The organism is Streptomyces sp. 8N706, assembly GCF_052245415.1.
In the GTDB taxonomy this organism is placed as follows: Bacteria; Actinomycetota; Actinomycetes; order Streptomycetales; family Streptomycetaceae; genus Streptomyces.
On record NZ_JBQQBW010000130.1, the window covers coordinates 1 to 16,956 of the forward strand.

At 69.4% G+C, this 16,956-nt stretch carries 12 protein-coding genes; 3 read left to right on the plus strand and 9 right to left on the minus strand.

Features of this window, described 5'->3' with window-relative positions:
- Window positions 1–373: 373 nt before the first annotated feature.
- The 3 genes from ACTWQE_RS29990 to thyX all read right to left on the minus strand — a co-directional run bounded on the left by ACTWQE_RS29990 (window position 374) and on the right by thyX (window position 3,994).
- Window positions 374–2,059, minus strand: a complete 1,686-nt coding sequence (locus ACTWQE_RS29990; protein WP_443332223.1) for a ribonuclease J — start codon at window positions 2,057–2,059, stop codon at window positions 374–376.
- Between the two features lie 119 nt (window positions 2,060–2,178).
- The gene (gene dapA, locus ACTWQE_RS29995; RefSeq protein WP_443332224.1) at window positions 2,179–3,078 is read right to left on the minus strand and encodes a 4-hydroxy-tetrahydrodipicolinate synthase; all 900 of its coding nucleotides are present in this window, start codon (window positions 3,076–3,078) and stop codon (window positions 2,179–2,181) included.
- Between the two features lie 175 nt (window positions 3,079–3,253).
- Window positions 3,254–3,994: an FAD-dependent thymidylate synthase gene (thyX, locus tag ACTWQE_RS30000; RefSeq protein WP_443332225.1), complete on the minus strand. Its 741-nt coding sequence runs from the start codon at window positions 3,992–3,994 to the stop codon at window positions 3,254–3,256.
- A gap of 374 nt (window positions 3,995–4,368) precedes the next feature.
- On the opposite strand from thyX, the gene ACTWQE_RS30005 reads away from it, so the two are divergent.
- Both ACTWQE_RS30005 and ACTWQE_RS30010 read left to right on the plus strand, forming a co-directional pair.
- Window positions 4,369–4,611, plus strand: coding sequence for a hypothetical protein (locus ACTWQE_RS30005; protein WP_443332226.1), 243 nt, complete (start codon window positions 4,369–4,371; stop codon window positions 4,609–4,611).
- Window positions 4,612–4,705: 94 nt separating this feature from the next.
- Window positions 4,706–5,260, plus strand: coding sequence for a hypothetical protein (locus tag ACTWQE_RS30010; RefSeq protein WP_443332227.1), 555 nt, complete (start codon window positions 4,706–4,708; stop codon window positions 5,258–5,260).
- A gap of 42 nt (window positions 5,261–5,302) precedes the next feature.
- On the opposite strand, the gene ACTWQE_RS30015 is transcribed toward ACTWQE_RS30010, so the two are convergent.
- From ACTWQE_RS30015 to eccD, 6 genes are all read right to left on the minus strand, one after another.
- On the minus strand, window positions 5,303–5,776 hold the full coding sequence (locus ACTWQE_RS30015) for a hypothetical protein (protein ID WP_443332228.1): 474 nt from the start codon (window positions 5,774–5,776) through the stop codon (window positions 5,303–5,305).
- A gap of 6 nt (window positions 5,777–5,782) precedes the next feature.
- Window positions 5,783–6,538, minus strand: a complete 756-nt coding sequence (gene dapB, locus ACTWQE_RS30020; protein ID WP_443332229.1) for a 4-hydroxy-tetrahydrodipicolinate reductase — start codon at window positions 6,536–6,538, stop codon at window positions 5,783–5,785.
- A 115-nt stretch (window positions 6,539–6,653) separates the two neighbouring features.
- Window positions 6,654–8,033, minus strand: coding sequence for a M16 family metallopeptidase (locus tag ACTWQE_RS30025; protein WP_443332230.1), 1,380 nt, complete (start codon window positions 8,031–8,033; stop codon window positions 6,654–6,656).
- On the minus strand, window positions 8,030–10,276 hold the full coding sequence (locus ACTWQE_RS30030) for a polyribonucleotide nucleotidyltransferase (protein ID WP_443332231.1): 2,247 nt from the start codon (window positions 10,274–10,276) through the stop codon (window positions 8,030–8,032). Before ACTWQE_RS30030 ends, ACTWQE_RS30025 begins: the two co-directional genes overlap by 4 nt.
- A 405-nt stretch (window positions 10,277–10,681) precedes the next feature.
- Entirely contained in the window at window positions 10,682–10,969 is a 288-nt protein-coding gene (gene rpsO, locus ACTWQE_RS30035) for a 30S ribosomal protein S15 (protein WP_443332232.1), read from the minus strand.
- Between the two features lie 186 nt (window positions 10,970–11,155).
- Window positions 11,156–12,625: a type VII secretion integral membrane protein EccD gene (eccD, locus tag ACTWQE_RS30040; protein WP_443332233.1), complete on the minus strand. Its 1,470-nt coding sequence runs from the start codon at window positions 12,623–12,625 to the stop codon at window positions 11,156–11,158.
- A gap of 235 nt (window positions 12,626–12,860) precedes the next feature.
- Here eccD and eccCa point away from each other — a divergent pair, with 235 nt between their 5' ends.
- The gene (gene eccCa / locus ACTWQE_RS30045; protein ID WP_443332234.1) at window positions 12,861–16,808 is read left to right on the plus strand and encodes a type VII secretion protein EccCa; all 3,948 of its coding nucleotides are present in this window, start codon (window positions 12,861–12,863) and stop codon (window positions 16,806–16,808) included.
- The last annotated feature ends 148 nt before the right edge of the window (window positions 16,809–16,956 follow it).

Sequence of the window (16,956 nt, forward strand, 5' to 3'; positions counted from 1 at the left end):
GGTCCGGAGACGGGGTATCAACATATCTGGCGTTGACTTTTGGCACGCTGTTGAGTTCTCAAGGAACGGACGCTTCCTTCGGCCCCGTCTCCGGGCCCTCCGGGCGCTTCCCTTCGGTGTTTCCAACCTTACCAGACTCTATTCAGCACCGTTCCCGGTCCGAATTTCGATTCCAGTGGCCGTTGGATGGCCTTTGCCTTTCGGCTGCTCCGACTTTATCAGATTTCTCTGAGCCGGTTTTCCGCTCTTCCTGAGCCTTTCCGGGCACATAGCCGTGCCGGTTCCTCGTTCAGGCGGAGCCGTAAACGTACTGGACGGCCGCACCCGGAAGCAAATCGGCCCGGGAGCGGCCGTCCATGCGCCTGATACGGCGTCAGACCTCAACGACCACGGGGAGGATCATCGGGCGCCGGCGGTAGGTGTCGGACACCCACTTGCCCAGCGTGCGGCGGATCAGCTGCTGCAGTTGATGCGTTTCGGCGATGCCGTCCTGGGCGGCCTTGGCGAAGGCTTCCTCGATCTTCGGGGTCACCGCGCCGAACGCGGCGTCCTCGATTCCGGAGCCGCGGGCGCTGATGTTCGGCCCGCCGACGACCTTGCCGGTCGTACTGTCCACCACCACGAACACCGAGATGAGGCCCTCGTCGCCGAGGATCCGGCGGTCCTTGAGCGAGGCCTCGGTGACGTCACCGACCGACAGACCGTCCACGTACACGTACCCGGCCTGGACCTTGCCGACGATCTTGGCGATGCCGTCGACGAGATCGACGACGACACCGTCCTCGGCGATGACCACACGGTCCTTGGGGACCCCGGTCAGTGCGCCCAGCTCGGCGTTGGCCCGCAGATGGCGCCACTCGCCGTGGACCGGCATCAGATTGCGCGGCTTGCAGATGTTGTAGAAGTACAGCAACTCGCCGGCCGACGCGTGGCCGGAGACATGGACCTTGGCGTTGCCCTTGTGGACGACGTTCGCGCCCCAGCGCGTCAGACCGTTGATCACGCGGTAGACCGCGTTCTCGTTGCCCGGGATGAGCGACGACGCCAGGATCACAGTGTCGCCCTGGACGATACGGATCTGGTGGTCGCGGTTGGCCATCCGGGACAGGGCCGCCATCGGCTCGCCCTGGGATCCGGTGCAGACGAGGACGATCTCGTCGTCCGGCAGGTCGTCGAGTGTCTTCACATCGACGACGAGACCCTGCGGGACCCTGAGATAGCCCAGGTCGCGGGCGATCCCCATGTTGCGGACCATCGAGCGGCCGACGAAGGCGACCCGTCGCCCGTACTCGTGCGCGGCGTCCAGGATCTGCTGGATGCGGTGCACATGGCTGGCGAAGCTGGCCACGATGATGCGCCGCTGGGCGCTCGCGAAGACCGTCCGCAGCACGTTCGAGATATCGCGCTCGGGCGGTACGAAGCCCGGGACCTCGGCGTTCGTCGAGTCCGAGAGCAGCAGGTCGATGCCCTCCTCGCCGAGCCGCGCGAAGGCGGGCAGGTCGGTGAGGCGGCCGTCGAGCGGCAGCTGGTCCATCTTGAAGTCGCCCGTGTGCACGGCCATACCGGCGGGGGTGCGGATCGCCACGGCGAGGGCGTCGGGGATGGAGTGGTTGACCGAGACGAACTCGCAGTCGAAGGGGCCGATACGTTCGCGATGGCCCTCCTTGACCTCGAGGGTGTACGGGCGGATGCGGTGCTCCTGGAGCTTTGCCTCGATGAGCGCGAGGGTCAGCTTGGAGCCGATCAGCGGGATGTCGGGCTTCTCGCGGAGCAGGAACGGGACGCCACCGATGTGGTCCTCATGGCCGTGCGTGAGCACGATGCCGTCGATGTCGTCGAGACGGTCCCGAATGGTGGTGAAGTCCGGGAGGATCAAGTCGACTCCGGGCTGCTCCTCCTCGGGGAAGAGCACTCCGCAGTCGACGATCAACAGACGACCGCCGTACTCGAAAACAGTCATATTGCGGCCGATCTCGCCGAGACCGCCCAGGGGCGTGACGCGCAGGCCGCCCTGGGGCAGCTCCGGCGGAGCGCCGAGTTCAGGGTGCGGATGACTCAAAAGACTCTCCTCACCACGCACGCCACCTGCCCGTCAGGGGCACGTGGCGCGCGTGACATTCGTGCACTTGCAGTTGTGTCGGTATGTAGTTGTGTCGGTATGCAGTTGTGATGTCTGTGTCAGAGCTGTACCCCGCCCGCTGCGAGATCGCGCTTGAGCTGCTCGGTTTCCTCTGCCGAGAGCTCCACGAGGGGCAGCCGCAGCGGTCCGCCGGGCAGGCCCTGAAGGGCGAGCGCCGCCTTGGCCGTGATCACACCCTGGGTGCGGAACATCCCGGTGAAGACGGGCAGCAGCTTCTGGTGGATCTCGGTCGCCTTGGCGACATCACCGTTGAGGTGCGCGTCCAGCAGGGCACGCAGCTCGGGTGTGACGACATGGCCGACGACGGAGACGAAGCCGATGGCGCCGACGGAGAGCAGCGGAAGGTTCAGCATGTCGTCGCCGGAGTACCAGGCGAGTCCGGAGCGGGCGAGCGCCCAGCTGGCCCGGCCGAGGTCGCCCTTGGCGTCCTTGTTGGCGACGATCCGTGGATGGTCGGCCAGCCGGACGATCGTCTCGGTGTTGATCGGGACACCGCTGCGGCCGGGGATGTCGTAGAGCATGACCGGCAGGCCCGTGGCGTCGGCGATGGCGCTGAAGTGCCGGAACAGACCCTCCTGCGGAGGCTTGCTGTAGTACGGGGTGACGGCCAGCAGGCCGTGCGCCCCCGCCTTCTCGGCAGCGCGGGCCAGCTCGACGCTGTGCCGGGTGTCGTTGGTGCCGGCTCCGGCCACGACGTGGGCACGGTCACCGACGGCCTCCACCACGGCCCGGACCAGCCGGGCTTTCTCCGCGTCGCTGGTGGTCGGGGACTCGCCCGTGGTGCCGTTGACGACAATGCCGTCGTTACCGGCGTCCACCAGGTGGGCGGCGAGCCGCTGCGCGCCGTCGATGTCGAGTTCGCCGTCGTCTGAGAACGGCGTGACCATGGCGGTCAGGACCCGCCCGAAGGGGGTCTGCGGTGTGGAGGTCGGAGCCATGGGTCCCACGCTACTCGTAGCGGCCCTTCACGTGCTCCTTCGGGGGACCCGCGATGCGGATCCCGGCACTGCCTGCTCGGGGGTTCAAGCAGTGCCGGGTCCGTTTGTTCAGCCTAGATGAACTTCACGAAACGTCGCAATACGGACACCTCGCGCTCGGTCCGGAGGGCCGTGCTTACGGGGCGACCCGGCCGTTGGCGTTGAACGCCGCATGGGTGAGCGGCATCAGCCCGGCCCAGTGGGCCTCCATCCGCTCCCCCACCATCTCGATCTCCCGCTGCGGGAACGACGGGACGGCCGCCTGCTCGTGCTGGGTGCGCAGTCCGAGGAAGTGCATCAGCGAGCGGGCGTTGCAGGTGGCGTACATCGAGGAGAAAAGACCGACCGGCAGGACCGAACGGGCCACCTCGCGCGCGACGCCCGCCGCCAGCATCTCCTGGTACGCCTCATAGGCATGGCGGTACGCGTCCTCCATGACCCGGCCGGTGAGCTCCTGCTGCGCCTGGGTGCCCTCCACGAATTCGTACTTGCCCGGGCGGCCCTGCTGCACGAGCTTGCGCGCCTCCCCCGGCACGTAGAAGGCCGGCTGGAGCTCGCGGTAGCGGCCGGACTCCTCGTTGTACGACCAGCCGACCCGGTGCCGCATGAACTCGCGGAAGACGAAGATCGGGGCGCTGATGAAGAAGGTCATGGAATTGTGCTCGAACGGGCTGCCGTGCCGGTCGCGCATCAGGAAGTTGATCAGACCCTTGGAGCGCTCCGGGTCCTTCGACAACTCGTCGAGGGACTGCTCTCCGGCTGTCGAGACCCGGGCGGCCCACAGCACGTCCGAGTCCGCGGCGCTGTGCTTGACCAGCTCGACGGTCACATCGCTGCGGAAGCCGGGCTTGGCGCTCTCGGCGGGGGTGTCGCTCACTCGACGGGGTCCTTCCAGTCTCATCGCTCGGGCGGCGCCCAGCTTACGGCCCGGCACCGACAGGCCCGGGCCGTCGGCCGCCGGTCAGGCCCTTCCGCACCGGTCCGGGCCATGCCGCCGCGGGTACATGTCCCTCAGCCGTGGAGCCGCGCCCCTCAGCCCCCGGTTCACGGGTCCCGGCTACCGGTCAGGGCCCCTCGGCTCCACGGTCGGTGACCCGCGGCCACCGGGGCGGGCAGGACCTCGGCGAGCGGACCGGCGTCCGGTTGATGTTTTTCACAGAATCCGCCGGAAAGACGGCACCAAGTCGCCGCTTCGAACGTCTAACGGATGACAGCACTTCAGCCCCTTCGACAAGCCCAGGAGAGCCCTTCATGTTCCGCCGGCGAGAGCCTGTGCCGTTCGCCTTCATCGCCGAGGCCGACCGCTTCCGCAGCAACGTGGCACCGCCGCCCCGTCAGGGCCCCAGTCGGGCCGAGATCGCCAGTCGGACCCTGATCGGCCTGACGGCCGTCTGCGGGCTCGTCGGGGCGCTGCTCTTCGGCGTCCCCGCGCTGGATCCCGGGCAGCCCGGCACCGCGAAGGCACCGCAGTCGGAGGCCGCGGACGGCCGTTGAGCCGACTGCGGGCCCTGGGGTGGTCGCGGGCCGATCGCATCGATAACCTCACCGGGCACAGCCCATCGAGCGTGCATATGAGTGAGGACCCGTCGTGCCCCTGACCTTCCTGACGGCCGACCGCGTTTTCGACGAGGTCGCGGCCGATACCGCGCTCCCGTACGAGGACCGGGACCGCTGGCGTCGCCCGTACCGCCCCGGCCCCTGGCGGGTCGGGGCGGCGGCGCTTCTGCTGCTGCTCGCCTCGTATCTGCTCTTCGCCGCGATGATCGTGGCCTTCGCAGGCGCGCTGCCGGGAGCGGGCGGCTGTGTGGCCGGCGCGGCTGTGGTGATCGCTTTTGCCCTGCGGCTGGTGAGGGTGGGCGTCTGGGTGAGCGAGCGGGGACTACGGCGGGTCGGTCTCCTCACCACCGCGACACTGCCCTGGGCCGAGGTGTCGGGGGTGCGGACGGTGCAGCAGCCGGTGCAGTGGCTCGGGTTGCCACGGGCCGTTCAGGGCCAGGCCCTTCTGGTGATACCCACCGCGGGCGAACCGCTTCGTCCGCTGCTGACCGACCACAACGCCGACTTCTTCAGCCGTACGGAGGCCTTCGATCGGGCGGCGGACGCCATCGAGGGCTGGGCCGCCGAATACGGCGCATACCGCTGAGCCCGTCCGGCCGCCGAAGGCGCGCCGCCACCGCGTGAGGCCCTAAACGCGCGGAACGCGGGCCGAGGTCCGCCCGTTTCCCGGGGTGTGCAGGGCGATGGCGCGCTGCATGGCCTTGCGGGCACGGGGGGTGTCCCGTGCGTCGTGGTAGGCGACCGCGAGGCGGAACCATGCCCGCCAGTCCTCCGGCGACTCCTCCGCCTCGGCCCGCCGCTTGGCGAACACGGCGTCGGCGGAGTCCCGGTCGATCCGGCCGCTGGGCGTCCGTACCAGCTCGTCGACCGGCAGGCCGCCCTCGGCCTCCAGTTCGGCGGCCAGCCGGTTCGCGTGCGTCGCGAACCGCGTCGTCTGCCACAGGAACCAGGCACCGATCATCGGCAGCACCAGCACGGAGACCCCGAGAACGACGGTCACCGCGGTGCCTTCCCTGATGAGCAGCACACCACGGCTGCCGACCAGGACGAAGTAGACGACCAGGACGGCCGCGAGGGTGAAGTACGTGATCTTGGCGCGCACGGCCGCTCAGTCCAGGTCCAGGAAGTTCTCCAGGCCGAAGGTCAGCCCGGGGGTGGAGACGACGCGTCGCACGCCGAGCAGGATGCCCGGCATGAAGCAGCTGTGGTGCAGGGAGTCATGCCTCAGGGTCAGCGTCTCGCCGGTGTCGCCGAGGAGCACCTCCTGATGGGCCAGCAGACCGCGCAGCCGTACGGCGTGCACCGGCACCCCGTCCACGTCCGCGCCCCGCGCGCCCTCCAGTGCCGTGACCGTCGCGTCGGGCTGCGGTGCGCAGCCGGCCTCGCGGCGGGCCTCGGCGATCAGCTGGGCGGTACGGGTCGCGGTGCCGGACGGAGCGTCCGCCTTGTTCGGGTGGTGCAGCTCGACGACCTCGACGGACTCGAAGAAGCGCGCCGCCTGCTGGGCGAACCGCATGGTCAGCACGGCGCCGATGGAGAAGTTGGGTGCGATGAGCACTCCGGTCTCCGGGGACGCCTCGAGCCATCCACGCAGCTGGGTGAGGCGCTCATCGGTCCAGCCGGTGGTTCCCACCACAGCGTGGATGCCATGGCGGACGCAGAAGTCGAGGTTGCCCATCACCGAGCCGGGGTCGGTCAGCTCGACCGCGACCTGGGCGCCGGCCTCGACCAGTGTCTCCAGCTTGTCGCCCCGGCCCAGTCCGGCCACCAGCTCCATGTCCTCGGCGGCGTCCACGGCCCGTACGGCCTCGGAGCCGATGCGCCCGCGGGCGCCGATGACCGCTACGCGGAGCTTGCTGCTCATTGCGGGTGTCCTCACTTCCTGTGGTCCTGCTCGTCACGATGACCGCCCGGGGGCGGGAGCTGTGAACCTCCCGCCCGACCGGTGGCCGGGGCCCGGCGTCTGCTGTCCGCGACCGTCAGGCCACCGATTCGTGGAGCCGGGACGCCTGCTTGTCCTTCAGCGGGCCGATGACGGACAGCGACGGCCGCCGGCCCAGTACATCCCGGGCCACCTGCCGTACGTCGTCGGGGGTCACCGCCGCGATCCGCCGCAGCATCTCGTCGACCGACATCTGCTCGCCCCAGCACAGCTCGCTCTTGCCGATGCGGTTCATCAGCGCGCCCGTGTCCTCCAGGCCCAGGACCGTGGAACCGGACAGCTGGCCGACCGCCCGGCGCAGCTCGTCGTCGTCGAGGCCGTGCTCGGCAACCTGGTCGATCTCGTCGCGGCAGATCTTGAGCACATCGTGGACCTGGTTCGGGCGGCAGCCGGCGTAGACGCCGAAGAGGCCGCAGTCGGCGAAGCCCGAGGTGTAGGAGTACACCGAGTAGGCCAGACCGCGCTTCTCCCGGATCTCCTGGAAGAGGCGGGAGCTCATACCGCCGCCCAGCGCCGTGTTGAGCACGCCCAGGGCCCAGCGCCGGTCGTCCGTACGGGCGATGCCGGGCATGCCGAGGACGATGTGCGCCTGCTCGGTCTTGCGGCCCTGTACGTCGACGCGGCCGGCGGTGCGGATCGTACGGCCGCCGCCGCGCGGGCCGACGGGCACGGCGTCCTCGCTGCCGAGGGCTCCGGCGCGCTCGAAGGCCGAGCGCACCTGGCGGACGACCTTGGCGTGGTCGACATTGCCCGCGGCGGCGACGATCAGGTGGGTCGGGTCGTAGTGCTTCTTGAAGAAGCGGGCGATGCGGTCCCGGTCGAGGCCGTTGACGGTGTCGACGGTGCCGAGGACGGGCCGGCCGAGGGGGGTGTCGCCGAACATCGTGTGCGCGAACAGATCGTGCACGACGTCGCCCGGGTCGTCCTCCGTCATGGCGATCTCTTCGAGAATGACCCCGCGCTCCGCGTCGATGTCCTCGGGTTCGAGCAGCGAGTCGGTGAGCATGTCGCACACCACGTCGATGGCCAGCGGCAGGTCGGTGTCGAGTACGCGCGCGTAGTAGCACGTGTACTCCTTCGCCGTGAAGGCGTTCATCTCACCGCCGACGGCGTCGATCGCGGCGGAGATGTCGAGGGCGCTGCGCTTCTTGGTGCCCTTGAAGAGCAGATGCTCGAGGTAGTGGGTGGCGCCGCCCAGCGAGGGGGACTCGTCGCGGGAACCGACATGGGCCCAGATGCCGAACGTGGCGGACCGTACGGACGGCAGGGTCTCGGTGACGACGCGGAGGCCGCCGGGGAGGGTGGTCCGGCGGACCGTGCCGATGCCGTTCTCGCCCTTGAGGAGCGTTTGGGTACGGGCGACGGCCCGCCCCTCCGAAGAGGTGCGGGCCGTCGTCCTGCGCGTGCGCGGTGTCACTTGGCGGCGTCGTCCTTCGACTGGGCCTTGGCCTCGGCCGTGTCGTCGGCCTTTTCAGCGTCCTCGCCCTCGATCACCGGGTGCAGCGAGAGCTTGCCCCGCTGGTCGATCTCGGCGATCTCGACCTGGACCTTGGAGCCGACCGCGAGCACGTCCTCGACGTTCTCCACACGCTTGCCTCCGGCGAGCTTGCGGATCTGCGAGATGTGCAGCAGGCCGTCCTTGCCCGGGAGCAGGGAGACGAAGGCACCGAAGGTGGTGGTCTTCACGACCGTGCCCAGGTAGCGCTCGCCGACCTCGGGCATCGTCGGGTTGGCGATGCCGTTGATGGTGGCGCGGGCGGCCTCGGCGGCCGGGCCGTCGGCGGCACCGATGTAGATGGTGCCGTCGTCCTCGATGGTGATGTCGGCGCCGGTGTCCTCCTGGATCTGGTTGATCATCTTGCCCTTGGGGCCGATGACCTCGCCGATCTTGTCCACCGGGATCTTGATGGTGATGATCCGGGGGGCGTTGGGGGACATCTCGTCCGGGACGTCGATGGCCTCGTTCATCACATCGAGGATGTGCAGACGGGCGTCGCGGGCCTGCTTGAGGGCCGCGGCCAGCACGGACGCCGGGATGCCGTCCAGCTTGGTGTCCAGCTGCAGGGCGGTGACGAACTGCTTCGTGCCGGCGACCTTGAAGTCCATGTCGCCGAACGCGTCCTCGGCGCCCAGGATGTCGGTGAGCGCGACGTAGTGCGTCTCACCCTCGACCTGCTCGGAGATCAGGCCCATGGCGATACCGGCGACGGCGGCCTTGAGCGGCACACCGGCGTTCAGCAGCGACATGGTGGAGGCGCAGACCGAACCCATGGAGGTCGAGCCGTTGGAGCCGAGCGCCTCGGAGACCTGGCGGATCGCGTAGGGGAACTCCTCGCGCGTGGGCAGAACCGGCAGGATCGCCCGCTCGGCGAGGGCGCCGTGGCCGATTTCGCGGCGCTTGGGGGAGCCGACGCGGCCGGTCTCGCCGACGGAGTACGGCGGGAAGTTGTAGTTGTGCATGTAGCGTCGGCGCGTCTCCGGGGAGAGCGTGTCGAGCTGCTGCTCCATGCGGAGCATGTTCAGCGTGGTGACACCCAGGATCTGGGTCTCGCCGCGCTCGAACAGCGCCGAGCCGTGCACCCGCGGGATGGCCTCGACCTCGGCGGCCAGGGTACGGATGTCGGTGATGCCTCGGCCGTCGATCCGGACCTTGTCCTTGATGACGCGCTCGCGGACCAGCTTCTTGGTCAGCGCTCGGTACGCGGCCGAGATCTCCTTCTCACGCCCCTCGAACTGCGGCAGCAGCTTCTCGGCGGCGATGCCCTTCACCCGGTCGAGCTCGGCCTCGCGGCCCTGCTTGCCGGGGATGGTGAGGGCCTGCGCGAGCTCGTCGCGGATGGCCTGGTCGAGCGCCTCGAGGACGTCGTCCTGGTAGTCCAGGAAGATCGGGAACTCGGCGGTCGGCTTGGCGGCCTTGGCGGCGAGGTCGGACTGTGCCCGGCACAGCACCTTGATGAAGGGCTTGGCCGCCTCGAGACCGGCGGCGACGACCTCCTCGGTCGGCGCCTCGGCGCCGCCCTCGACGAGCGTGATCGTCTTGGTCGTGGCCTCGGCCTCGACCATCATGATCGCGACATCCCCGTCCTCGAGGACCCGGCCGGCGACGACCATGTCGAAGACGGCCTCCTCCAGCTCGGTGTGGGTCGGGAACGCCACCCACTGGCCGCGGATCAGCGCGACGCGGACGCCGCCGATCGGGCCCGAGAAGGGCAGGCCCGCCAGCTGTGTGGAGGCGGATGCGGCGTTGATCGCGACCACGTCGTACAGGTGGTCGGGGTTGAGCGCCATGATCGTCGCGACGACCTGGATCTCGTTGCGCAGGCCCTTCTTGAAGGACGGGCGCAGCGGGCGGTCGATCAGACGACAGGTGAGGACGGCGTCCTCGGAGGGGCGGCCCTCACGGCGGAAGAACGAGCCGGGGATGCGCCCGGCCGCGTACATCCGCTCCTCGACGTCGACCGTCAGCGGGAAGAAGTCGAGCTGGTCCTTGGGGTTCTTCGATGCGGACGTGGCCGACAGCACCATGGTGTCGTCGTCCAGGTAGGCCACGGCAGAGCCGGCGGCCTGACGGGCCAGGCGGCCCGTCTCGAAACGGATCGTGCGGGTGCCGAAGGAGCCGTTGTCGATGACGGCCTCGGCGTAGTGGGTCTCGTTCTCCACCAGGAAAATCTCCTCGTCTGCGTCCCACGTCCGTCCGACGGGGACGATAGCGGTGGAGCGCCTGGGCCGCTGGGCTCCGGACGGCCGGGCCGGTCTTCGATCGAAGCCTCCGGAATGGTTCGTTCCGGCGGCCACTACCGAGGACCGGCGCCTGCGGCGCCGAGGCTGCGGTGGAGGCGCTCCCCCTCGTGGTTCGATGTGCTGTTTGCGTTTTTGCGTTGTGCGACCAGACTACAAAGCTTCGGCCGTCGTCACGACGGCTGGAACAGCTGTTGCGCCCGGTTCGTGATGCCGTGCGCGGTGTGCGCACGGCGATGCCGCGGTGTACCTACGGCACTTCCTTTGCCAGTACATACGGCAAAGGGAGCGGCCCCCTGATGCGGGAACCGCTCCCTCCACGACGTCTTACTTGGCGCCCGCAGCACCGCGGCGGATGCCGAGGCGCTCGACCAGCGCACGGAAGCGCGTGATGTCCTTCTTCGCCAGGTACTGCAGCAGACGGCGGCGCTGGCCGACCAGCAGCAGCAGACCACGGCGGGAGTGGTGGTCGTGCTTGTGGGTCTTGAGGTGCTCGGTCAGGTCCGAGATACGGCGGGAGAGCAGCGCCACCTGGACCTCGGGGGTACCGGTGTCACCCTCCTTGGTGGCGAACTCGGCAATGATCTGCTTCTTCGTTGCGGCGTCGAGCGACACGCGGTACTCCTCTGATGCTTTTCAGCCGCCGAGTGCCCCTGGTCTGTCACACAGGGGAGCTTCCGTGACTCGGGAGGCGGGGGTCCGATGAGCGCTGCCCCCAGATGTTCCGGGAGCGCGTACACACACGGCCGTCAGCCAGGTTACCAGCCGCACACCCCTGGTACGGCCACGGTGACTGGCCGGCTAGCTGGTCATGCTCCGTACCGAGTCGTACACGTTCAGTACGGCCAGGCACAGCGGCACGAGAGACAGCAGCACCGCGCCGTCGAAGAGGTCGAGCATCCGGCCCCAGAACGGGGAGACGCCCGCGCGCGGGACGACCAGGCCGATGGCGACCAGGAGCGCGGCGCCCAGGCCGATGCTGCCGGAGAACCATACGGTGCGGATGTTGAGCGGTCCGCCGTTCCCGTCCTCGTAGAGCGACCTGAGTGCCTCGACCGGTGGCTCGAGCGCGATGCCCAGGACGAGCAGCAGGATGATGAGGATGCCCGCGATCAGCAGGCAGGCCACCTGCGAGGTGTAGTCGAAGAGCCGCGCGCGCAGCATCATGGTCACGCCCGCGGCGAGCGCCAGCAGCTGTGCCCAGCCGTTGTCGGAGAAGCCGAGGACGGCGCCGGCCGCGCCGACGGCGAGGGCCGAGCAGCCCGCGACCAGACCGAGCAGCAGTTCGTGGCCGCGGCGGGCCTGGGTGCCGATCCGTACGAAGTCGACGGACTCCTCCTCGGCCCGGTTCCGGCCGTCGTAGTCGCGGCCCTGGGCGATCTGGTCGGGCGAGCGGTAGCCGATGGGCAGCCGGGCGAACCGGGCGGACCAGCTCGGCAGCCAGGCCACGACGGCGATGCCGACGACCGCGGTGACGGCCGCGATCTCCCGCGGCGGTGCGTCGGTGAGGACGGCCGCGAAGGTGGCGAGCGTGCCGCAGCCCGCGAGGAAGGCCGCCGCGACGAAGGGGGAGTCGCCGCTCGGGAGCAGTGCGACCAGGAGCACGGAGGCGATGAGCACCACGACGCAGCCGGCGAGGAAGTGCAGCCGGCCGGGGCCCTCGCCCTTGTCCACCGGGAAGACTCCGCTGCCTGCCAGTAGCAGATGCGGAATCGAGGCGAGCCCGAGGGCGATGGAGGACCCGCGGTCGTCGTACACACGGGCACGCACGCCGGCGAACGCGACCAGGGCGATACCCACGACCCCTGCGATGATGCCCGGCAGCCGGTGCATATCGCGCTCCAGCGGGTTCGAGAACCACAGCGCGAAGGCCATCATCGTCAGCAGCAGCACACCGAAGGTCAGGCCGACGGCGTTCATCAACTCGTCGCTCCAGCGACGGCGGTCGCGCCGCACCGCGGAGGCGACGGCCTCGGACACGTCGTCGTAGACCGCCGACGGCAGCGACTCCGCGAAGGGGCGCAGCAGCAGCAGATCCCCGTCGAGAATGCGCTGCTCGGCGAGCGACCGGCCGGCGTCCAGCACCGTGCCGTCGCGGCGCACCAAGTGATAGCCGGTCGGGGCGCCTTCGGCCTGCGATTGGCCGGAGAGCTGCAGGATCTCCGGATAGATGTCGACAAGTGCGACGTCCTCGGGCAGCGCCACGTCGATCCGTGCGTCCGGCGCGGCGACTGTGACCCGGCAGAAGCCGGTCCCTGCGGTCGTGCTCACCTGGCGGTTCCCCCTCGTCCATGGTGGGTGGTTGCTGGCACGCCGACAGAAGTTGCTGGCGGCGGCGGTGCGTCAGCGTACCGCCCGTTCTCGCCGATGCACCCACCCGCCCCTGCGGTCTCCGTGGTCAGTAGGATCACCGGCCTGTGCCAACCGAGGAATTGGATTGGCCGGCGGGACCGTTCGACAACGGGGGCGGTCCGAACTGCGAGTTGCGTGAAGGACTGGTGCGCCGGTGAGCGTGGTCATCGTCAAGCGCCCGCCTCGGGCTCTGCCGCCCGAAGTTCCCAGTGAGGAGGTGATGCTCGAGTCTCCGCCGGAGTTGCCGCGGGAGGGAGACAACAACCTGCTGATGAACCTGATGCCCATGCTGGGTATGGGTTCCTCGGCGGCCATCTTCTTCATGCCCAACATGAACCCGATCATGAAGGTCATGGGCGGCGTGATGGCCGTGTCCACCGTGGCCATGATTGTCATGCAGATTGTGAAGGCCCGGCAGGGACCTGGCGGAGACCTTGTGCAGGAACGCCAGGACTATCTGAAGTACTTGGGGCAGAAGCGCCGCGAGGTGCGGCGTACCGCCCGCCGGCAGCGCGACGCCCAGTTCTTCATGCACCCCAACCCGGAGCAGCTGTGGTCGATCGTCGCCGAGGGCAAGCGGGTCTGGGAACGGCGCGCATCGGATGCGGACTTCGCCCAGGTCCGGGTCGGGCTCGGTCCGCAGCAGCTGGCGACCCCTCTGAAGGCGCCGGAGACCGCGCCGGTGGACGAGCTGGAGCCGCTCACCGCGGCGGCGATGAAGCAGTTCCTGACCTCGCACGGGACCATTGAGGACCTGCCGCTCGCGGTGTCCCTGCGCGCCTTCTACCACGTCACGGTCTCCGGCGACCCGGACACCGTCTACGGGACCGCGCGTGCGATCTTGGCGCAGCTCTGCACGCTCCAGTCGCCCGAGGACCTGCTGGTCGCTGTGGTGGCCGCGCCGGGTGCGCTGATCGAGTGGGAGTGGGTGAAGTGGCTGCCGCACGCGCAGGACTCCTCGGTCGACGGCGCCGGAACGCGCCGGCTGATCGTCGGAGACCTCGGTGAGATCGAGGAGTTCCTCGCCGATGAGCTGGACGGCCGCGGCCGCTTCAACCCCCAGGCGCCCCCGGTGGCGGACACCCCGCACGTGGTGATCGTGCTGGACGGCGGCGAGGTCCCCATGGACTCCGTGATCGCCGGAGCCGAGGGCCTGCAGGGCGTGACCATCCTCGAGGTGGTGCCGGGCGACCTGGACGACATGCGCGGCGGGCTCTCCCTCCAGGTGTCGCCGGGCAAGCTGGTACTGGAGTCGGCGAGCGGCGCGGTCTACACCGGGTCCTGCGACGTGCTCTCGAACTCCGAGGCGGAGGCGCTGGCACGCCAGCTCGCCCCGCTGCGGGCCGGCACCGCAGACGGCGACGAACCCCTGCTGGCCAACCTGGACTTCACCGACCTGATGGGCATCGGCGACGCCGGGTCGGTCGATGTGTCCCGTACCTGGCGGCCGCGTTCGCTGCACGAGCGTCTGCGGGTGCCGATCGGTGTCGACAAGGACGGCCAGCCGGTCATGCTGGACATCAAGGAGGCCTCGCAGGAGGGCATGGGCCCGCACGGCCTGTGTGTCGGCGCCACCGGTTCCGGTAAGTCCGAGGTGCTGCGCACCCTGGTGCTCGCGCTCGCGGTCACGCACTCCTCGGAGACACTCAACTTCATCCTCGCGGACTTCAAGGGCGGCGCCACCTTCACGGGTATGGCCGATATGCCGCATGTCGCGGCTGTCATCACCAACCTCGCCGACGACCTCACCATGGTCGACCGCATGCGCGACTCGATCACCGGTGAGCTGCAGCGGCGCCAGGAGCTGCTGCGCTCGGCGGGCAACTACGCCAACATCACGGACTACGAGAAGGCGCGTGCCGCGGGCGCGCCGCTGGATCCGCTGCCCTCGCTGGTGATGGTGCTCGACGAGTTCAGCGAGCTGCTGACCGCCAAGCCCGACTTCATCGACATGTTCATCCAGATCGGCCGGATCGGCCGTTCGATGGGTGTGCACATGCTGCTCGCCTCGCAGCGGCTGGAAGAGGGCAAGCTGCGCGGTCTGGACACCTTCCTCTCCTACCGGCTCGGTCTGCGTACCTTCTCGGCGGCGGAGTCCCGTACGGCCATCGGTGTGCCCGACGCCTACCACCTGCCGAACGTCCCGGGTTCCGGCATCCTCAAGTACGACACCGAGACGATGATCCAGTTCAAGGCCGCGTACGTCTCGGGGCCGTACCGCGCGGCCGGCGGCCGAGCCGGTGGCGGCGGAAGCCGTACGGACCGCCTGCCGGTGCCGTTCACCGCCGCGCCCGTCGAACGGCACATCATCGAGGAGCCGGAGTCCGAGCCGGAGACCCCGGAGCTGGACGACGCCCTCGCGGACACGGTGCTGGACGTCATCGTCCAGCGACTGCAGGGCCAGGGTCCGCCGGCGCACCAGGTGTGGCTGCCGCCGCTGGACGAGTCGCCGTCGGTCGACCGGCTGCTCCCGGCGCTCTCGGTCACTCCCGAACGCGGCGTGCACGCGGCGGAGTACACGGCGCTCGGCAAGCTCGCGGTGCCGGTCGCGATCGTGGACAAGCCGTTCGAGCAGCGTCGCGACGTGATGTATCTGGACTTCTCCGGCTCCGCGGGCCACGGCCTGGTGGTCGGTGGCCCGCAGTCCGGCAAGTCCACGGTCATGCGCAGCGCGATCGCCGCGTTCGCGCTGACCCACACCCCGTACGAAGTGCAGTTCTACTGCCTGGACTTCGGCGGCGGCGGCATGCTGGCCTTCGAGGGCCTGCCGCATGTGGGCGGGGTCGCGTCCCGGCTGGACGCCGAGAAGGTGCGCCGGACGGTCTCCGAGGTCGTCGGAATCCTCAATGAGCGCGAGGAGTTCTTCCGGGCCAACAGCATCGACTCCATGAACACCTATCGTCAGCGCCGTGCGGCCGGGCAGTACCCGGACCAGGCCTGGGGCGACGTGTTCCTGATCATCGACGGCTGGGGCACCTTCAAGACCGACTACGAGCAGATGGACCCGGTGATTCTCGACATCGCCGGCCGTGGCCTCGGCTTCGGCATCCACCTGATCATCGGTGCCGCCCGCTACACCGAGGTCCGTCCGGCGCTGCGCGACCAGCTGCTCAACCGTGTCGAGCTGCGCCTCGGCGACCCGATGGAGTCGGAGTTCGACCGCAAGCGGGCGGAGGCCGTGCCGCTCGGCAAGCCGGGCCGCGGTCTGTCCCCGGAGAAGCTCAACTACCTGGCCGCGCTGCCGCGTCTGGACGGCTCCAGCGACCCGGACACCCTCGGCGAGGGCATGGCCCATCTGGTCGCCACGGTCGCCGAGCACTGGTCGGGCCCGGTCGCTCCCCAGGTGCGGATGCTGCCGACGCTGCTGCCGGTCCACGAGCTGCCGAAGGGCAACGACTACCCGGAGCTCGGTGTCGCGTTCGGTGTCGACGAGACCACCCTGTCGCCGGCGTTCATCGACTTCGAGACCGACCCGCTGTTCGTCATCTACGGCGAGAGCGAGTCCGGGAAGTCGTCGGTGCTGAGGCTGCTCGCCAAGCAGATCTCGGAGCGCTACGAGCCGGGCAAGGCGCTGATGATCGTGGCGGACTACCGTCGCGCGCTGCTGGGTGAGCTCCCCGAGAGCCACCTGTACAAGTACTGCGCGGCGGGTCCGCAGCTGCAGGAGGTCCTCACCGGACTGGCGGGTTCGCTCAGCCGCCGTATGCCGGGCCCGGACGTCACGCCGGAGCAGCTCCGGAACCGGAGCTGGTACGACCTGCCGGACGCGTTCGTGCTCGTGGACGACTACGACCTGGTCGCGAGCGGCGCGAACCCGCTGCAGCCGCTGCTGGAATACCTGCCGTTCGCGCGGGACCTGGGGCTGCGCCTGATTCTGGCGCGGAGTTCGTCGGGTGCGTCGCGGTCGTCGTTCGAGCCGGTGATGCAGCGGACGAAGGAGCTGGGCGCGCAGGGCCTGGTCCTGTCCGGCGATCCGGCCGAAGGAGCGATCTTCGGCAACGTCAAGGCGATGAAGCTGACGCCGGGCCGGGGTCAGCTGATTACGCGGAAGCGCGGGGCTCAGCTGGTGCAGACGGCTTGGCTTCCGGCCAACCAGAGGTAGGCGATCGCGTACGCGTGAGCGACGCGTGAGCGACGCGTGAGCGACGCGTGAGCGACGCGTGAGCGACGCGTGAGCGACGCGTGAGCGACGCGTGAGCGACGCGTGAGCGACGCGTGAGCGACGCGTGAGCGACGCGTGAGCGACGCGT

Bases quoted from the DNA above. Each gene is read 5' to 3' on its own strand.
- dapB (WP_443332229.1), bottom strand. From the start codon at position 6,538: ATGAGCAGCAAGCTCCGCGTAGCGGTCATCGGCGCCCGCGGGCGCATC.
- dapA (WP_443332224.1), bottom strand. From the start codon at position 3,078: ATGGCTCCGACCTCCACACCGCAGACCCCCTTCGGGCGGGTCCTGACC.
- ACTWQE_RS30005 (WP_443332226.1), top strand. From the start codon at position 4,369: ATGTTCCGCCGGCGAGAGCCTGTGCCGTTCGCCTTCATCGCCGAGGCC.